The sequence below is a fragment of the Pseudoalteromonas sp. OF7H-1 genome, from assembly GCF_022347825.1.
GTDB lineage: Bacteria > Pseudomonadota > Gammaproteobacteria > Enterobacterales > Alteromonadaceae > Pseudoalteromonas > Pseudoalteromonas maricaloris.
Map to the genome: position 1 here is coordinate 51,661 of NZ_JAKRFX010000022.1, position 15,301 is coordinate 66,961.

At 47.4% G+C, this 15,301-nt stretch carries 15 protein-coding genes; 12 read left to right on the forward strand and 3 right to left on the reverse strand.

The genetic code is table 11. The annotated features are described in order from the left end of the window. The first annotated feature begins 9 nt into the window (after positions 1-9). Genes MHN30_RS21085 through traN form a run of 3 tightly spaced genes read left to right on the forward strand, consistent with a single transcriptional unit; the run spans position 10 to position 5,841 of the window. Positions 10-1,134 (forward strand): TrbC family F-type conjugative pilus assembly protein, encoded by a 1,125-nt coding sequence (locus tag MHN30_RS21085; protein ID WP_239361053.1) that lies wholly within the window; start codon positions 10-12, stop codon positions 1,132-1,134. After that, positions 1,118-2,146, forward strand: coding sequence for a TraU family protein (locus tag MHN30_RS21090; RefSeq protein WP_239361023.1), 1,029 nt, complete (start codon positions 1,118-1,120; stop codon positions 2,144-2,146). The genes MHN30_RS21085 and MHN30_RS21090 overlap by 17 nt, the downstream gene beginning before the upstream one ends. Before the next feature lie 2 nt (positions 2,147-2,148). Beyond that, positions 2,149-5,841: a conjugal transfer protein TraN gene (gene traN, locus MHN30_RS21095; RefSeq protein WP_239361024.1), complete on the forward strand. Its 3,693-nt coding sequence runs from the start codon at positions 2,149-2,151 to the stop codon at positions 5,839-5,841. An 82-nt stretch (positions 5,842-5,923) separates the two neighbouring features. Here traN and MHN30_RS21100 read toward each other — a convergent pair whose 3' ends face one another. The 3 genes from MHN30_RS21100 to MHN30_RS21110 form a co-directional block, all read right to left on the reverse strand. After that, positions 5,924-7,021, reverse strand: a complete 1,098-nt coding sequence (locus MHN30_RS21100) for a hypothetical protein (RefSeq protein WP_225459671.1) — start codon at positions 7,019-7,021, stop codon at positions 5,924-5,926. Between the two features lie 51 nt (positions 7,022-7,072). Then, positions 7,073-7,759 carry an endonuclease gene (locus tag MHN30_RS21105; protein ID WP_225459672.1) on the reverse strand — a complete coding sequence of 229 codons (687 nt, stop codon included), beginning with the start codon at positions 7,757-7,759 and terminating at the stop codon, positions 7,073-7,075. Between the two features lie 108 nt (positions 7,760-7,867). Continuing rightward, a complete protein-coding gene (locus MHN30_RS21110; RefSeq protein ID WP_193291438.1) occupies positions 7,868-8,470 on the reverse strand; it encodes a hypothetical protein in 603 nt (200 codons plus the stop codon). A 367-nt stretch (positions 8,471-8,837) separates the two neighbouring features. On the opposite strand from MHN30_RS21110, the gene MHN30_RS21115 reads away from it, so the two are divergent. The 9 genes from MHN30_RS21115 (at position 8,838) to MHN30_RS21155 (ending at position 15,289) form a co-directional block, all read left to right on the forward strand. After that, positions 8,838-9,164 carry a plasmid-related protein gene (locus MHN30_RS21115; RefSeq protein WP_239361025.1) on the forward strand — a complete coding sequence of 109 codons (327 nt, stop codon included), beginning with the start codon at positions 8,838-8,840 and terminating at the stop codon, positions 9,162-9,164. 15 nt (positions 9,165-9,179) lie between these two features. Beyond that, complete coding sequence (gene ssb, locus MHN30_RS21120) at positions 9,180-9,599, forward strand: single-stranded DNA-binding protein (RefSeq protein ID WP_008844793.1); 420 nt, start codon at positions 9,180-9,182, stop codon at positions 9,597-9,599. Positions 9,600-9,678: 79 nt separating this feature from the next. After that, a complete protein-coding gene (gene bet / locus MHN30_RS21125) occupies positions 9,679-10,497 on the forward strand; it encodes a phage recombination protein Bet (protein ID WP_239361026.1) in 819 nt (272 codons plus the stop codon). A gap of 81 nt (positions 10,498-10,578) precedes the next feature. Then, complete coding sequence (locus tag MHN30_RS21130; RefSeq protein ID WP_239361027.1) at positions 10,579-10,722, forward strand: hypothetical protein; 144 nt, start codon at positions 10,579-10,581, stop codon at positions 10,720-10,722. A 60-nt stretch (positions 10,723-10,782) separates the two neighbouring features. Next, positions 10,783-11,799: a lambda-exonuclease family protein gene (locus MHN30_RS21135; protein ID WP_032475122.1), complete on the forward strand. Its 1,017-nt coding sequence runs from the start codon at positions 10,783-10,785 to the stop codon at positions 11,797-11,799. 209 nt (positions 11,800-12,008) lie between these two features. Next, positions 12,009-12,968, forward strand: coding sequence for an AAA family ATPase (locus MHN30_RS21140; RefSeq protein ID WP_148537098.1), 960 nt, complete (start codon positions 12,009-12,011; stop codon positions 12,966-12,968). After that, on the forward strand, positions 12,968-13,735 hold the full coding sequence (locus MHN30_RS21145) for a hypothetical protein (RefSeq protein ID WP_148537097.1): 768 nt from the start codon (positions 12,968-12,970) through the stop codon (positions 13,733-13,735). Before MHN30_RS21140 ends, MHN30_RS21145 begins: the two co-directional genes overlap by 1 nt. 98 nt (positions 13,736-13,833) lie before the next feature. Continuing rightward, positions 13,834-14,787 carry a DUF3150 domain-containing protein gene (locus MHN30_RS21150; RefSeq protein ID WP_206624364.1) on the forward strand — a complete coding sequence of 318 codons (954 nt, stop codon included), beginning with the start codon at positions 13,834-13,836 and terminating at the stop codon, positions 14,785-14,787. A 61-nt stretch (positions 14,788-14,848) separates the two neighbouring features. Beyond that, positions 14,849-15,289: a hypothetical protein gene (locus tag MHN30_RS21155; protein WP_239361028.1), complete on the forward strand. Its 441-nt coding sequence runs from the start codon at positions 14,849-14,851 to the stop codon at positions 15,287-15,289. The last annotated feature ends 12 nt before the right edge of the window (positions 15,290-15,301 follow it).

Below are 15,301 nucleotides of genomic sequence, written 5' to 3' on the forward strand. Positions count from 1 at the left end.
AGGTGGATGATGAGAAGACTATACCTCTTATTTTTGTTGGTTGCTCCATTGGCTTGGGTTCAAGTGTCCTGGGCACAAGAGCCTTATCCGTTGTCTGACGAGGACAAAAAGATCGTCGAAATGAGCCGCAGCATTTTACAAAGTGCTGTGGATGGTTCATCTGAATTTATCGAGCCTTTTGCACCGGTTGAACAACCTGTGTCGCTCAAACACAGCGATGAATGGTTGATATTTGCATCGTCCTCATTGGGTGATTCGTCACTGAAGCAGCTATTTAAAGAGGCCAGTGCTACCGGCGCTATTGTGTTGTTTCGGGGAATTCCTGAAGGAAAGACGTTGGGGGCGGCTATCCGTGATTGGCATACCCTGATGGCGGGACTTGATCCTGTTCCTCAGGTGCGAATCGATCCTAAAGCCTTTGTGCACTGGCGGGTGACTAGCGTGCCTGCCATTTTCCGCATAGACGATGACAAGGTGACTGCAAGTGCACTAGGGGTTTACAGCAAGGACTGGTTGCAGCGTCAAATTGAAACAGGAAATACCGGTTCATTGGGTCAACGTGGTCCAATTCATTCGATTTTAGAACCGGATTTGATGCAAGTGGCGATGCAGCGTTTGCAGTCGCTTGACCTGGGCGCGTTAAAGAAAAAAGCCATTGAGCGTTTCTGGTCTCGCCAAACATTTACTGACTTACCCAAAGCCACGCAGTATCGGATAAGAATGGTTGATCCTACTATCGTCATGCAGCGGTCACTATTGGATGCAAATGGCCGAACATTGATCCCAGCAGGAACGCGTATTAACCCACTAAAAGCCTTACCATTTACTCAGCAGCTTGTGGTGTTTAATGCGTCGAACGCTGAAGAGGTGGACGCAGTTGCACATTGGCTTGAGGACCAAGATAGGACACAGCGCCGCATTACGCTTATCACCACGCAGCTCGACCGTGCTCAAGGTTGGAATAGCCTCAATGCGCTCGAAAAGACATTGGATAGTCCGGTTTACCTTCTCAATGCCTCGCTAAAGCAGCGCTTTGATCTGCAAGTCACCCCATCGTTTGTTCAAGCAAAGGGGCTCGCGTTTGAAATAGAAGAAATTCCAGCAAAGGAGCTTGTTCATGCAAAAGCTCAATAATACGTATCGTCTGATGCGGACTCTCGTTGTCATGCTTGTCCTGGGCGCATCTATTCCTGCAAAAGCCGAACTGACCTGCCCAGACGCGGGTTTATTGTCGGGCAAGTTGCTGACGGATGTTTGCTGGTCATGCATTTTTCCTATCCGAGTTGCAGGTCTTCCGCTTGGCTCAGGCAGTGTCCCAAGCGGCGCATCAAACAAGTCATTTTGCTTATGTGAAGACAACTTAGGCGTGCCAAGGCCAGGTATTGTTACCAGCATGTGGGAGCCAGCGCGTCTGATTGAATTGGTCAGAACGCCGGGTTGTTCGCCTTCCCTGGGAGGGATTCGTTTACCGTTAGGTGATAGGAGACTGCAAGGTGGTCATGGCGAAGGTGAATACGACACCGGTGATCTCGCTTTCTACCATTACCATTATTACGCCTTTCCACTTTTGGTCATGCTCGATTTGTTCATGGATGGCAAGTGCAATGCCGATGGTTACATGGACTTTGACTTGATGTATTTGTCGGAGTTGGACCCAACATGGCTGAACGATGAACTGGCCTTTTTTACTCAGCCTGAAGCGGCTGCCGTTGCCAATCCATTGGCTATATCTGCTTGTACCGCTGACGCTGCCTCATCAACGCTTGGTAAACCCATCGACCAGTTGTTTTGGTGTGCTGGCAGTTGGGGGCATCTCTATCCGTTATCTGGCCATACCTTAGCCTTTGGCTCATTAGCAGAAAACACCAGCCATTTAGCGGCGCGTGCAATCGCGGCTCAACACAGACGTGGTCTTGCTAGGCGAACAATGGGGAACAGTGCGCTATGCCGACCTGTTATCGAACCCATGCTACCGAAATCCCAATACAAGATGAGTATGTTCTTTCCTGTACCGGAAACTGAAAGTGCTCATGTTATCGGTGAAAGCACCATGAAATGGGGAGAGTGGCGAACGATCCCCGGTGCCGGTGAAGATGCGCTCTACATTCTGTGGCGCTGGCAAGACTGCTGTAACTCGGGAGGTTAACTATGAAACCAACATTTTTTACCCGAGTGTTAGCGGGTATTTTATCTATCACTATGGCGTGCTTGCCCTTACATGGTGTGGCCGCTGATGTGCAGCGCCAATCCGGTCTAAGCGGACAACAGGAAGGTAAGCAATTGCTGCAAAACTGGACGATGCCCGCACTCAATGGCAATACATTGTCGGTGCCGAATGGCAGTGGTAATGAGTCCATTAACTTGCAAGAGCTTTTCCCTGGTATGGATCAGGGCTCATTGGATGTCTTAACGGGCGTTTATGGCTCTGATGCCAGCATGAATCAATTGGGGACGCAGCGCCAAGAGAGCATGGCATCCGAAAGTGGCGCTACGGGTGAGGCGTTTCGTTCGCTACAGCAAATCAAAGACAGGTCGCGGCCAGATATGGTCAATGATCCGCTTTGGGCATTAACCGATGCGGTTCAAACTGACCCAAATCTATTAACACAAAGCTTCCCAGGCTGTGAGTCTCAAGGTGAAGGTAGCCCAAATTACCAGCAATGCGACAGGCTCAATACAGCGGTTAACAGCTGCACTATTACTCACGATTACACGGCAGGCATTATTGAGCATGTTTCAGGACCAATGAACCTTCGCTCTTGTGGTGAGGGATGTCTTGAAGTTTGGATAGGACGAATTGGCGACAACTACTGGAGTGGCCGTTGTAAAGTGTTTGAACAGGCCATCACATTCAAAGTCGTGAACCCCGATGCGATTACCTCAGCCGTTCTTGAGTACGCCAAATGGGATGACTACATGCAAGTGTGGCTTGGCGATCAGAAAGTCTGGTCTGGGCCGAACAATAACTTTCCACCAGAAACGGCTGGCCGCTGCGAGCTCAGTACCAGTTGGGAGCGCAATCCAAATACCGATCTCACTGCCAAGCTAAAAGCGGTAGAACCAGGTTTAGAAGTGCCGGTAAAAATTCGCGTATCGGTTACGGGTAGTGGTGAGGGGTATGCACGCATCAAGGTGCGCTTTGATCCAACCAAGGTGGTGATGAATGATAGTTGGTCGCCACAATCCTGTATCGAACAAGCAGCGGATATCCCGACGAAGTTTTCAGACTACAGCATTCAATGCACGGATCAGCCGTCTTCAACCAACGGATGTACGGTGGTCAATGGTGTTTCAGTTTGTGAATCCTATTTTGCCCCAAGCCCTGTGGCTGGCATATCGCCTTTGTGTCGGCGTGTACAAGTGAGTGTGGATGACGAAAGCTATAAGGGGATTGAAAATCAGGCCTGCCAAGTGCTTGAAGCGAACCCTTCCTGTGGATTCATGTCGTCAGAATGTGCCGAAACCAATGATAAAGGTGAATGCATGCGTTTTACCGATACCTATGACTGTGGATTGCAAACCAGCGATCCAAAGTGCGTGGTATCCAACCTTATGCCGAGTAGTTTTGAGGCCTGTGAGCCTACTCAGACGATTACGCCATTTACTGAAACCAAGCATGTACCTGATTACCAGGTGTGCGAAAAGATCAGCACGCTTACTGAGTGTCAGTTAGAACGACGTGTATCCGCTGAAACACATCAACAAAGCTGGTCCATTGAGCGCGGTTGCTTTAGTTCTGAAACTCTTAGCTTTGTTCCTCAGCACAGCAACACCATGCAAACTGGAAACGCGACGCTGAGGATTTTTGATAATCAAAATACTGAGATAAAAATCACCGAGTCGCCATCCAAGGCAAATGGTTGGAAAACGACACTCTCACTGACGGGCAATAAGGAAACGGTAACTGAGACGAAACCGTCCATTAAGTACCCTGAAATGACGTGTCCAAAAGGAACCTTGGTTGGCTCATTGTGTAGGGTCGTTAATGGGTCGATTATTTCGTGGCATGAACCCCAGGAGGTCACTCGTTCCAGATGCGAATCCGGCTGGAACAACGTCGATTTCGATACTTGCAGCCGAGAAGTTCAGAAGTGTTTGGCTCCTGCGAAACTGAGCGCTTCCATGACCTTCTCTGGCAAGTACTTAGAGCAGGACGTTGTTCATCAATCAAGTGATCCGGGCGTAGACCAATGCTTGATGCAAACGGATCAGTTTACTGCGGTGCAGTGGCAGTGTTTGGATACGGGCACAAAACGAATCGACGGGTTAACGGTTGGTAGTGGCGAGTTGGCTAAGCTTGGAAGTCTTTATCCGGCGGTTGTTTCGTCTCCTGCTCATTTAACCAGTCGTGGAAGCTCTGATGGACTGGGGCTCTCATGCTGGAGGGCAAGAGCGACCTACAATGCTTCGACTGCTCATCCAGAGTTCAACATGGGCAGCTCAGATAGCTGGGTAGATGCCAATGGTAATACACAAACCATCGTCAATAACGGACAAAACACAACCACCAATACGTGTGCCGCGCTAGAGCAAAACCCGGCCTGCCAGTACGTCAGAACCGAATGCACTGAAGGCGGGGCTGGTCATGAAGGCTTCTGCTATATCCAAAGTTTGGTGTATGACTGCGGACAAAGCGTCGAAGTGCAAAATGCACGAATGGAAACTCAATACAACTGTGAGGGGCCAGTTCGCTGTATGGGCACAGATTGTTTAGAGCCAGAGTCAATCAAGCAGGCTAACTTTGCAGAGGCCGCTGCGATGCTCAATGCTGCGCAGTTTATGACCAATGATATGTCATGTACGGGAGCTGATGGCCAAGATAACGTCGAGTGTACGGTCTTTAAAGGTAATGCTGGCCAGTGCAAAAAAGCCGTTGGTGGCATAGTGGATTGCTGTGAAAAGCCAAGTGGCGTGTCGTTATCGGATTACATCACGATGATAGTGGCGGTTAACAAGCTTGATACAGCAGTCATGGCCATGAATCCGTCTTCGGCAATCTATGGTTCGTGGAATACGCTTAGAGAGCCAATCACGAGCACTTGGAGTGCGGTTAAAGAGCCTTTTGTGTCTGCATGGGACTCTCTCATGGGGGCTGGGCCATCAACGGCTGCTGGCGCTGGAGCGGAGCAAGCTGCGACAGGCTTCATGCAGGTGTTGACCAACAAAACGGCTGAATGGGTAGGTACGACCTTTGGTTCGGGGGCGCAATCGGCACTGTTTAGTAACGTTGGTGGCGCAGTTGGAGCCGATGGTGTCGTTTCGGGTGGTAACTTTGCGCTGGGTGGCGCTGCGGGCGCGGTTCTGAGTACGGTTATGACGGCCTACATGATTTACTCAGTCACCATGATCCTCATTCAGCTTATCTGGAAATGTGAGCAGAGTGAGTTTGAGATGAACGCTAAGCGGGTATTGAAGAGTTGCCACTATGTGGGCTCTTACTGCAAGTCTAAGTTCTTAGGTGCCTGTGTTGAGAAACGGCAATCATATTGCTGCTTTACTTCGCCGCTTTCACGGATCATTCAAGAGCAAGTGCGTCCGCAATTGGGCCTTGGCTGGGGCAGTGCGAAATCTCCCAACTGTGAAGGATTGACCGCGAGTCAGTTAAACCAGGTGGATTGGAGCCAGGTCAATCTGGATGAATGGATAGGTATCTTATCGATCACGGGCAACCTACCCGAAGTACCGTCACTGGATCTGGAAAGACTCACAGGCTCAGGAAGTACGCTAAACGTGGATGGAAATCGTCAGAGTGCCGCAGAAAGAGCTATTGAAAGGCTAAACGGAATGGATGCCCAGAAACTGCGTCAGGAGGCGACGGAAGAAATTTCGGGGAATAATTAAAAGAAGCTGCTTCATCAGTATTAATGGAACCAGTACTGATGAAGCAATAGAAGTGTTTGATTCATCATTCTTCCAAAGTTTACTAATTAGCTTGATCGATTAGCATAAGCTTGAGTTTTAGAAGTAGCGAACTTTCAGAATCTTCAATAGAAAATTTGTATTTTGAATTTGATGATTTGTTAAATCTTTCCATATAGTAGTTTACTAGTGGGTCATATTGGTTGCTGTGTAACCAGGAATAGAATTTTCCGATTTCGTAGCTCAAAGTTTTACTTAGTTCTGAGCTTGGCTCAAGAAGATAATTTTTTTCTAGATCAGAAATATTCATCGCTTGAAGGTTTTCTCTGATTTCAGTGATCAGCGGAACTAATGATGCTCTGTAATTATTGGCAAGGTTTTCAATACTATTATCCAGAGGTGGAGCCTCGAAGATCATGATTAATTCGTCAATAATGCTGTTATAATAGTCATTGTTGAGCCTAAATTTGGATTCGTTTTTTAGGATGTTGAGTTGTTCAAGTGGATCTTCTTTTAGTTCAATGGGTTGTTTCGAAAGAGCGTCTTTGAACTCGGAATAGGCGAGCTCGATTTTCTCTGATATTACATCTAGGTATTCATAACGGCACTTCAAAAAACTAAGCAGCTCCGAATACTTCAAGTGCATGACTAAATCACTTTCACCGATTTTGTTGCTATATAAATGAACTGTTAGCTCACCACTTTCAAAATGACTGTCAAAAGGCCAACTTGCAAATCTCTTAGTGTTACTGTGCTTTAAGTTAACAGGATGAGCTCCGAAGCAGGCTCTAATTGATTTGAAGTAACTGTTGTCATCTTCCTCAGTGAATAGTCTGTTGTCAAAGCAAGAGCTTTCACCTTCAAATGGAAGCGTTTTATGATTGACAAATACTCGATGAAGCTGATTTATTGACTCGAATATAATATCGATTGATGAGATAAGTGAAAATGTCTGCATCACACGAATATCAATGTTTGAGTCAAGGTCTTCAGCTTTACTCAAATGTCTCGTGGCTACTGTTAGCCAATCCATGCATGAGCAAATAAGATTCCACAAGTTCTTTCCATCTTTGTTTTTGTATGTCTGATAAACAAAGCCAGAATTTGAGTTAACTAGATCTCTAAATTCATTGATTTTTTTATCGCTGATAAAGTCGTCCATTGTTTTACCATTAAGAAAGATGATGCAAGTTATATTAAAGTAATTCAAATTTCAGCTGCAACTATTGCTCACATGGCAATTTGAATTACCTTGAATACTTTTAATCTTCAAATCACGTACTTTTTCCCATTCGTCAACAGGGTCCATTCTTGACCAAGCTTCAAATAGCTGTGTTTGTTGTCTGCTTAGTCTTAGGCCGTATTGGTCTCGCATGTAGAAATAAATTCTAGCAATATCACCCTGTCGGTTAGCTGGTGGTTCTGCTCGGCGGTCTTTGAAATCAACTTCGAAATCACATTGACCATAGGCTCTTGGTTCGTTCGGAATCATGCCAAATCGAAAATTTGATCTATCCCCGTTGAGCTCTCCTACTGATGGTACTAGGTTATGGAGATCCGACACCATTTTAGAAAACTCAGGATCATTCTTTTCGCAGTTCCGACGTCCACCGTTTTGCCAGCATTGGCGTTGATGGCCAATTTCCCAAGCTGAGACTACGTGTTCCCACTCTAAGCGCTCACCTCGCTTCGGTTGCTTCCTTGGTTCATATCCGCAAGATGCAGCATCAATCGCACCATCATTGTTATAGCTACATCCACAGTAAAACGTACTCTGGTTGTCTTGGTAAATTTCTCGGGCAAATCGTTTTGCCTGACTGAACGATGTGGGGTGTTCTGCAATTGCAGGTATAGCGAACAACGCTATAAAGAAAGTAACGAAAAAATTAGTTCTATTCATGTAGCTTGGCCAAAAATGACAGTTAAATTCATTTTAATGATTTTGATAGAAAATACAGCAAGATGAAGAGCCCCTTCGAGAGGGGCTGGTTGATGGGAGTCCAGTTGGCTAGTTGGCGGGGGTATCTGTTTCCTCTTCAGTGATATCGTCATCGGTTGAAGGCACCGCTTGCTCAACTTCTGCTTCTTTACCCTTAGCTTGGGCTGATTTTCGTGCTCGAATTTCGATATCAATAATGCGCCTAGCCAGTTTGATAATGCGCTGTTGCCATGCGTAGTTACCATCAACACGTTGCTTGTTGCTAAGCACGCTAGATAACCAGAGTGTGTCCATTGAGATCATCAACGCATCGAGTTTGCGCACTAAGCCAACAAACTGGCCAACTTGGGGCGAGCTTATTTTGGCGTTGAAGGTAATTGGGTCGGTGTAGTCAGGTACTTCATCGATGCCGTTGGACTCCATCAGTTTGTCCAAACGAGCTTGTTCGCTGTCTACCGCCTTAGCGCAATCCTCGATCAACTGGCTAATGATCTGTTCCACTTCATCAATTTCGTTCTCATCGCCAATGATGCGCAGGATGACATCGATTCCGTAAAGCGCACTGACCGTCCGTCTAAAAACACGGTCAACGACACGTTGCGCCTGTAAGCTATTAATTGTGAATGATTGTTCAAAGATGGGTTTTGAGTAATTGGGTTTTGCTTGGGCCATAAGTTTGCTCCTGATATGACAATAATCAGTCCCTAGCCTAATCCTCTGTGAGGTAATGGCCTTTCAGCTAGGTGGAAGAATTGAGCATCTTTCTAACTATCCTGTCTGGATAAGACGGTTACACTGACTATCAAATATTGCTGATCTGTTTCAGTGATATCTGCGCCTGAGAGCATGCGCTCAAAGGAAGCCCGCCGCTGAGTTTTCTCAGTGGTACTAAGAGGTAGCTAGCCTCCTTAAACAAATAGCCTGCATGTTTTTACATGCTCAACCATGCGTTCCTTACGGTTCGCCTTTTCACCACCCAACTGGGGGAGTTTTCCCCAGTTGGGGGTGACTCCTTCACAACCTAATTAAGGAGTCACCAATGGAATATATCTTCGGATTTATTATCCAAATCGCAGGCATTATGTTGCTTGCAAAACTGAGCTGGTCGCTTTTGCGATTAGTTGCTCGTCAAAGCGTGCGCCCGTTTCGATTTGTACTTACTCAAATCAAGCGATTGCTCACACCAACACCAAAACGTCGTCCAATGGCAGTGCCTAAAGCTCCTGGTATGCCCCGTTTGACATCTGCGTTTTACAAAGAGCCACATCAGTACGACATGGCTTTACTCGAAATACCAACCTATCTGCGTCGTCAGTCTTCTTTGCCCAGCCGGGCAGAAACGACTGTGTGCACAGAGTTCAACTAAGACGAGGAGAACATCATGAAAAACCAAGTAACACTCATAGGCTACGTTGGCTCTGAGCCAGAGACGCGAGCCTATCCATCAGGTGATTTGGTGACCAGCATTTCGCTGGCCACTTCTGAGAAATGGCGCGACCGTCAATCCAATGAGCTCAAAGAGCATACGGAATGGCATCGGGTCGTTTTTCGAGATCGTGGTGGATTTAAGTTAGGGCTAAGAGCAAAAGATTTAATCCAAAAAGGAGCGAAGCTTTTTGTTCAAGGGCCTCAGCGCACGCGCTCATGGGAGAAAGATGGTATTAAGCATCGATTGACCGAAGTGGACGCGGACGAGTTTCTGCTTCTTGATAGTGTGAACAAAGCATCTGAGCCATCAGCGGCGGATGATGCGGGCTCCCAAGCTAATTGGGCACAAACTTATCCTGAACCAGATTTTTAACCGAGCGAAAACGCTTTAACCCAGCCGGGAGTACTTTCCCGTCAGGGGCAGAATCCCACTTTGATTGTCGGAGTCCACAATGGAAAAACCAAAGCTAATCCAACGCTTTGCTGAGCGCTTTAGTGTCGATCCAAACAAATTGTTCGATACCCTAAAAGCAACAGCATTCAAGCAACGTGACGGTAGTGCACCGACCAATGAGCAGATGATGGCGCTCTTGGTGGTTGCAGATCAGTACGGCTTGAACCCTTTCACCAAAGAGATTTTTGCGTTCCCTGATAAACAAGCTGGAATTATTCCAGTGGTAGGTGTCGATGGCTGGTCTCGTATCATCAATCAACACGACCAGTTTGATGGCATGGAGTTTAAGACTTCAGAAAACAAAGTCTCCCTGGATGGCGCGAAAGAATGCCCTGAATGGATGGAATGCATCATCTACCGGCGCGACCGTTCGCACCCAGTCAAAATCACTGAATACCTAGATGAAGTCTATCGACCGCCTTTTGAAGGTAACGGCAAAAATGGCCCTTACCGTGTAGATGGTCCATGGCAGACGCACACTAAGCGAATGCTAAGACATAAATCCATGATCCAGTGTTCCCGCATTGCGTTTGGCTTTGTGGGAATTTTCGATCAAGACGAAGCGGAGCGAATTATCGAAGGCCAAGCAACACATGTTGTTGAGCCATTGGTGATTCCACCCGAGCAAGTTGATGATCGAACCCGAGGGCTTGTTTACAAGCTTATCGAGCGGGCGGAAGCTTCAAACGCATGGAATAGTGCATTGGAATATGCCAATGAACATTTTCAAGGTGTTGAACTGACGTTTGCGAAACAAGAAATATTTAATGCACAGCAACAAGCAGCCAAAGCGCTCACACAGCCTTTAGCTTCTTAGAGCCACGCATTCATTTTACTAACCCTGGCGGGATTATTCTCCCGTCAGGGGGAAGGTCTCGTCTTTTTTTGGAGATCTTCCATGACTAAATCAGCCTCACTTTTTCGCTTGGTATTGGTTGTTGCCCTTGTCGTAGGTTCGATTCAAGTCGGTATAGCGGCAATTGATTCGGTTCAAGCAAGTGTTGTTCAGCACCAAACAGCGTTAGCACAAGCTGCAAAGTAACCACTTAACCCTGAAGGGGAGTTCTCTCCTTTGGGGGAGTCTCCCCTCAAAGGAGGCAATATGAAGGTTATCGACCTATCACAACGTACTCCTGCATGGCACCAGTGGCGCATTGCAGGGGTTACGGCATCTGAAGCCCCAATTATTATGGGGCGTTCACCCTACAAAACACCTTGGCGATTATGGGCAGAAAAAACCGGATTCGTATTACCGGAAGACCTGTCGAATAATCCTAATGTGCTTCGAGGTATTCGGTTGGAGCCTCAAGCAAGGCGAGCATTTGAGAATGCGCATAATGACTTTCTTCTGCCGTTATGTGCAGAAGCCGATCATAACGCAATCTTTCGAGCCAGCTTTGATGGCATCAACGATGCGGGCGAGCCCGTTGAACTGAAATGTCCTTGCCAGTCAGTTTTTGAGGATGTGCAAGCTCACCGAGAACAAAGCGAGGCGTACCAGTTGTATTGGGTGCAAGTACAGCATCAAATACTGGTCGCCAATAGCACGCGTGGTTGGTTGGTATTCTATTTTGAGGATCAACTGATTGAGTTTGAAATACAACGAGACGCGGCGTTCTTAACTGAATTGCAAGAAACAGCGCTTCAGTTTTGGGAATTAGTACAGACCAAAAAAGAACCGTCAAAATGCCCTGAGCAAGATTGTTTTGTTCCCAAGGGTGAAGCCCAATACCGCTGGACATCGCTGTCTCGGCAGTATTGCTCAGCACATTCCGAAGTTGTCCGACTGGAAAATCACATTAAATCTTTGAAAGAGGAAATGCGAGAAGCTCAGTCAAAATTGGTCGCTATGATGGGTAATTACGCTCATGCGGATTATGCTGGAGTCAAACTCAGCCGCTACATGATGGCGGGCACGGTGGACTATAAGCAATTGGCCACCGATAAATTAGGCGAACTGGACGAACAGGTTTTAGCCGCTTACCGAAAAGCGCCACAAGAGCGGTTGCGTATCAGCACCAATAAGCCAGAGCAGCCCGTTGAAACACCAATCAAAATCAGCCTTGAGCAAGAGAACTTGGTTCTGCCAGGTGACTCGCCGAGCTCATTTTATTTTTAACGTTCACTTGGAGCCGATTTCGGCTCCTTTCTCATGCGCTTACATCGAGTGCATCAGAAAGCAGTTTCACTCGTAGCCAATGCTGGGTACGAATGATAGAGCGAGCTGAACTCTTACATACACAGCCATACCACAATCAACACACCACCCGACGGGGACTTCATTCCCTGCTGGGGCATGGGGCCTCGTCAAAACTGATGAGGTTTACCATGACTGAACAATCCCCATTTTTGGTTCAAGTGAATCAAGCGTTTAATGTCCCGGCTCCTGATGCTTTCATTCTGGAAGGATTTAGTGCCGACACTACCCATCCAAACATTCCCGTTCGCAAGGACGAGTATGTTTTTAGAAAAGAAGACTTACGTGACGTATTGGCGTTCTTGTCTAACCCAGACGGTGACGGTTTGTATATTACAGGCCCCACGGGATGCGGTAAGACCTCGCTAATTTGCCAAGTTGCTTCTCGATTGAATTGGCCTGTTCAGCAAATTACTGCGCACGGTCGATTGGAGTTGTCCGATCTTATCGGTCACCACACACTGGTTAATGGCAACATGACCTTTGTGTATGGACCGCTGGCACTGGCTGTCAAGCATGGCCATTTGCTGATCATTAATGAAATGGATCTTGCTGAGCCTGCTGAACTAGCTGGACTCAATGACATTTTGGAAGGTGCCCCGTTGGTCATCGCACAAAATGGCGGTGAGATCATCATGCCACATACCAAGTTTCGTTTTATCGCTACCGGCAACAGTGCGGGCAGCGGTGACCAGACGGGCTTGTATCAAGGTGTGCTTCAACAGAATTTGGCTTTTCTTGATCGCTTTAGAATCATTGAAGCGACCTATGCAGAGCCATCTGTAGAGGAAGCCATTCTGGAGAACGTTGCGCCGGGCTTACCAGAGGTCTTTCGCCAAAAAATGGTGAAGGTGGCTGGTGACATTCGTCGTCTTTTTATTGGGGGCGCGGATGGCGGTGCAGAGCTCAGTATCACCATGTCCACTCGGACCTTGGTGCGCTGGGCAAAGTTAACACTTGCTTTTAAAGGCGCTCCTAACGCAGTGGAATATGCACTGGTTCGGTCTTTGACGGCTCGTGCTGAGTTGGAGCAACGTGAAGCCATTCACCGTATTGCCGCTGATGTCTTCGGTGATCACTGGGAGGATTGATGATGGAAAAGTGCTTTGCTCTTTACCGTTACAGTCATTCTGATGGGACAGCCAAAGAATGGGCCATTTACGTTGGATCAGATACCCAGGAGATTGAAGTTCGATTTGGAAAAGCAGGTCAACTGTCGCAGCAGCGATTGATTGATTCGACTGATCCTAACGCTGAAGCAGACCGACGAATCAATGAGAAAATCAACAAGGGTTATCGACTTGTTGGACAAGTCGGCATTGATCATCAAGGGCGGCCATTTGAACTCTCAAATGCGCTAGATAGCGTCGCGTGTGCCAATAACGTCAGTTGGGAGTTTCGTACTCGCAAGGACGTCAATGGCCAAACCTCGCTGGCGCAAAAAGCGTTGTTCGATATGGCAAAGCTGCTTGAAGCCTATGGCTTGGCTGTTATTGATGATAACCAGGTCAGGATTGGAGAATGGTCATTAGGGTTTTGCAAAAGCGGATTACCTAGTACCAATCAAATCAGCATGGTGTCAGGTGAAGGCGCTGGCATTGTTAACACGGATGATGGCCCGTGGCCATTGTTGCTGTTGCTGGCTTTTAAGCGTCAATTACCACCTCTGTGTTCGCTCACAGTAGCGAGTCCTGAAGGGATAGAAGTATCCGACCAACTGAAGTTGGAAAAAGATGTATTGCGGTTGCTAGGCAGTGATTTAGAGCGGGTTCGCCCGATAGCTGAAGCACTGGACTTAATGCCTGCGAAAATCGATCTCAACCAATCGTCGCCTGATTCGCAAAATTACTATTTCTGATAGTGGTATTGCCATTAGCGCGTCAACTACTACCACCCAAGCGGGGGCCATTGCTCCTGTTGGGAGTGGTGCGTCCCCATCTCGCATGAGGATGCACTATGAGTATTCAAACCCTCGACAAACTTTTGATTTGTCACATCGATTGTTCCATCTGGAGCGGTAGAAAAAAACTACGGCCTGAAGATTTCAGATTAGCCAATGGCAGCCAACTTCCACCGAAGGATGTTGCCAGCTTAGGGAGTAAAAAAATTTGCGACCCTGAGGCATTGGCGAACTTTGAAAGGCTTAAGAAAGAAGCGCAGCGCTTGTGTGAGCAAGTCGGTGTGCGGTTTTTAGGTGGATATGCCGTCCCTGAGGACCGAATTGATCAGATTGTTCCAGAGCTTGACCGGATCGGTCAGGAGTTTGCGCAGTGCAAGCAGTTGTTCTTGGACAACTATGATCAGGTGACGTTTGACTGGGTTGCAAAACACCCGGAATTTGCAGATGCAATCCGGCGTGCGCTGTCACCCATCGAAGACGTGGAACAACGGCTTCAGTTCGACTATGCCATTTATCGAATGCAACCAGCTGAACAAGCTGGTGGCTTAGATGACAAGGTCAATGGTATGGGACACACCCTCTTTAGGGAGGTGGCTCGTGATGCCAATGAACTGTTTGAGCGTTCCGTTGCAGGTAAGAATCAAATCAGCCAGCGAGCCCTTAATCCTCTCAAGCGATTAAGAGACAAGTTGGATGGTTTGTCATTCCTGGATCACCGAGTTCAGCCAATGGTTGAAGCGATGGACAATTTATTTGTTCGTCTGCCGAAGACCGGCCCTGTGACAGATACTCTCTATCACGAACTGATGGCGACCATTTTAATTTTGTCTGATCCAGACAAGATGAGAATGCACGGTGAAGGTCAATTGGATATCAGACAACTGATGCCCAAACCTGAACCTAAGCCCGCACAGCCGGTATCTGCTCAGGCAGATAACTTGCGTGCAATACCTCAACCAACCGTCAGACCAAACCTTGGTTCGACTGTACCAAACTCATTTTATTTCTAACGTCCTTGAGGGCATGTTGCCCTGAAGGGCGCATGTCCTCTGAACTATGTAAGAGGAAATTATGCAATCAACCATCCATAACCCCAGCCAACTGAACCAGTTTGAAGCACATTTTCGTGGTGTGACTGATGCGGTTGAAAGTGAATCGATACCAGAAGTGGCGTGTTGTCGAACGTTAGTACAACGGTCGTACTCAACACATAGTGTCGTGATCCCCAAGAACCCTGTGCTGATCGCAGATGCGGACGCACATGGAGCTTGGGTAACGGCCATGGTATTTGTTCCAAACATGGCATTGCAGCAAACCGCTCATGAGCGGGCCTGGCTGCAATATCAACACGAGGTGTCTACTCAGTTACAAGACCAGTACGGTCTGACATTGGATGACATCCTGAGTTTAGACCAGCTTAAAACGTCATTTGAGCAGCACGAGAGTCCAGCTCAATTGGTGGCTTGGTTAGGTCAAAAATACGATCTGGATAGGCTAAAAGCACAGGTTTAAAAACTTACATTC

Coding starts and splice junctions, on each gene's coding strand:
- MHN30_RS21155 (WP_239361028.1), top strand. CDS start 14,849: ATGCAATCAACCATCCATAACCCCAGCCAACTGAACCAGTTTGAAGCA.
- traN (WP_239361024.1), top strand. CDS start 2,149: ATGAAACCAACATTTTTTACCCGAGTGTTAGCGGGTATTTTATCTATC.
- MHN30_RS21150 (WP_206624364.1), top strand. CDS start 13,834: ATGAGTATTCAAACCCTCGACAAACTTTTGATTTGTCACATCGATTGT.
- MHN30_RS21085 (WP_239361053.1), top strand. CDS start 10: ATGAGAAGACTATACCTCTTATTTTTGTTGGTTGCTCCATTGGCTTGG.
- MHN30_RS21140 (WP_148537098.1), top strand. CDS start 12,009: ATGACTGAACAATCCCCATTTTTGGTTCAAGTGAATCAAGCGTTTAAT.
- MHN30_RS21145 (WP_148537097.1), top strand. CDS start 12,968: ATGATGGAAAAGTGCTTTGCTCTTTACCGTTACAGTCATTCTGATGGG.
- ssb (WP_008844793.1), top strand. CDS start 9,180: ATGAAAAACCAAGTAACACTCATAGGCTACGTTGGCTCTGAGCCAGAG.
- MHN30_RS21115 (WP_239361025.1), top strand. CDS start 8,838: ATGGAATATATCTTCGGATTTATTATCCAAATCGCAGGCATTATGTTG.
- bet (WP_239361026.1), top strand. CDS start 9,679: ATGGAAAAACCAAAGCTAATCCAACGCTTTGCTGAGCGCTTTAGTGTC.
- MHN30_RS21135 (WP_032475122.1), top strand. CDS start 10,783: ATGAAGGTTATCGACCTATCACAACGTACTCCTGCATGGCACCAGTGG.
- MHN30_RS21100 (WP_225459671.1), bottom strand. CDS start 7,021: ATGGACGACTTTATCAGCGATAAAAAAATCAATGAATTTAGAGATCTA.
- MHN30_RS21105 (WP_225459672.1), bottom strand. CDS start 7,759: ATGAATAGAACTAATTTTTTCGTTACTTTCTTTATAGCGTTGTTCGCT.
- MHN30_RS21110 (WP_193291438.1), bottom strand. CDS start 8,470: ATGGCCCAAGCAAAACCCAATTACTCAAAACCCATCTTTGAACAATCA.
- MHN30_RS21130 (WP_239361027.1), top strand. CDS start 10,579: ATGACTAAATCAGCCTCACTTTTTCGCTTGGTATTGGTTGTTGCCCTT.
- MHN30_RS21090 (WP_239361023.1), top strand. CDS start 1,118: ATGCAAAAGCTCAATAATACGTATCGTCTGATGCGGACTCTCGTTGTC.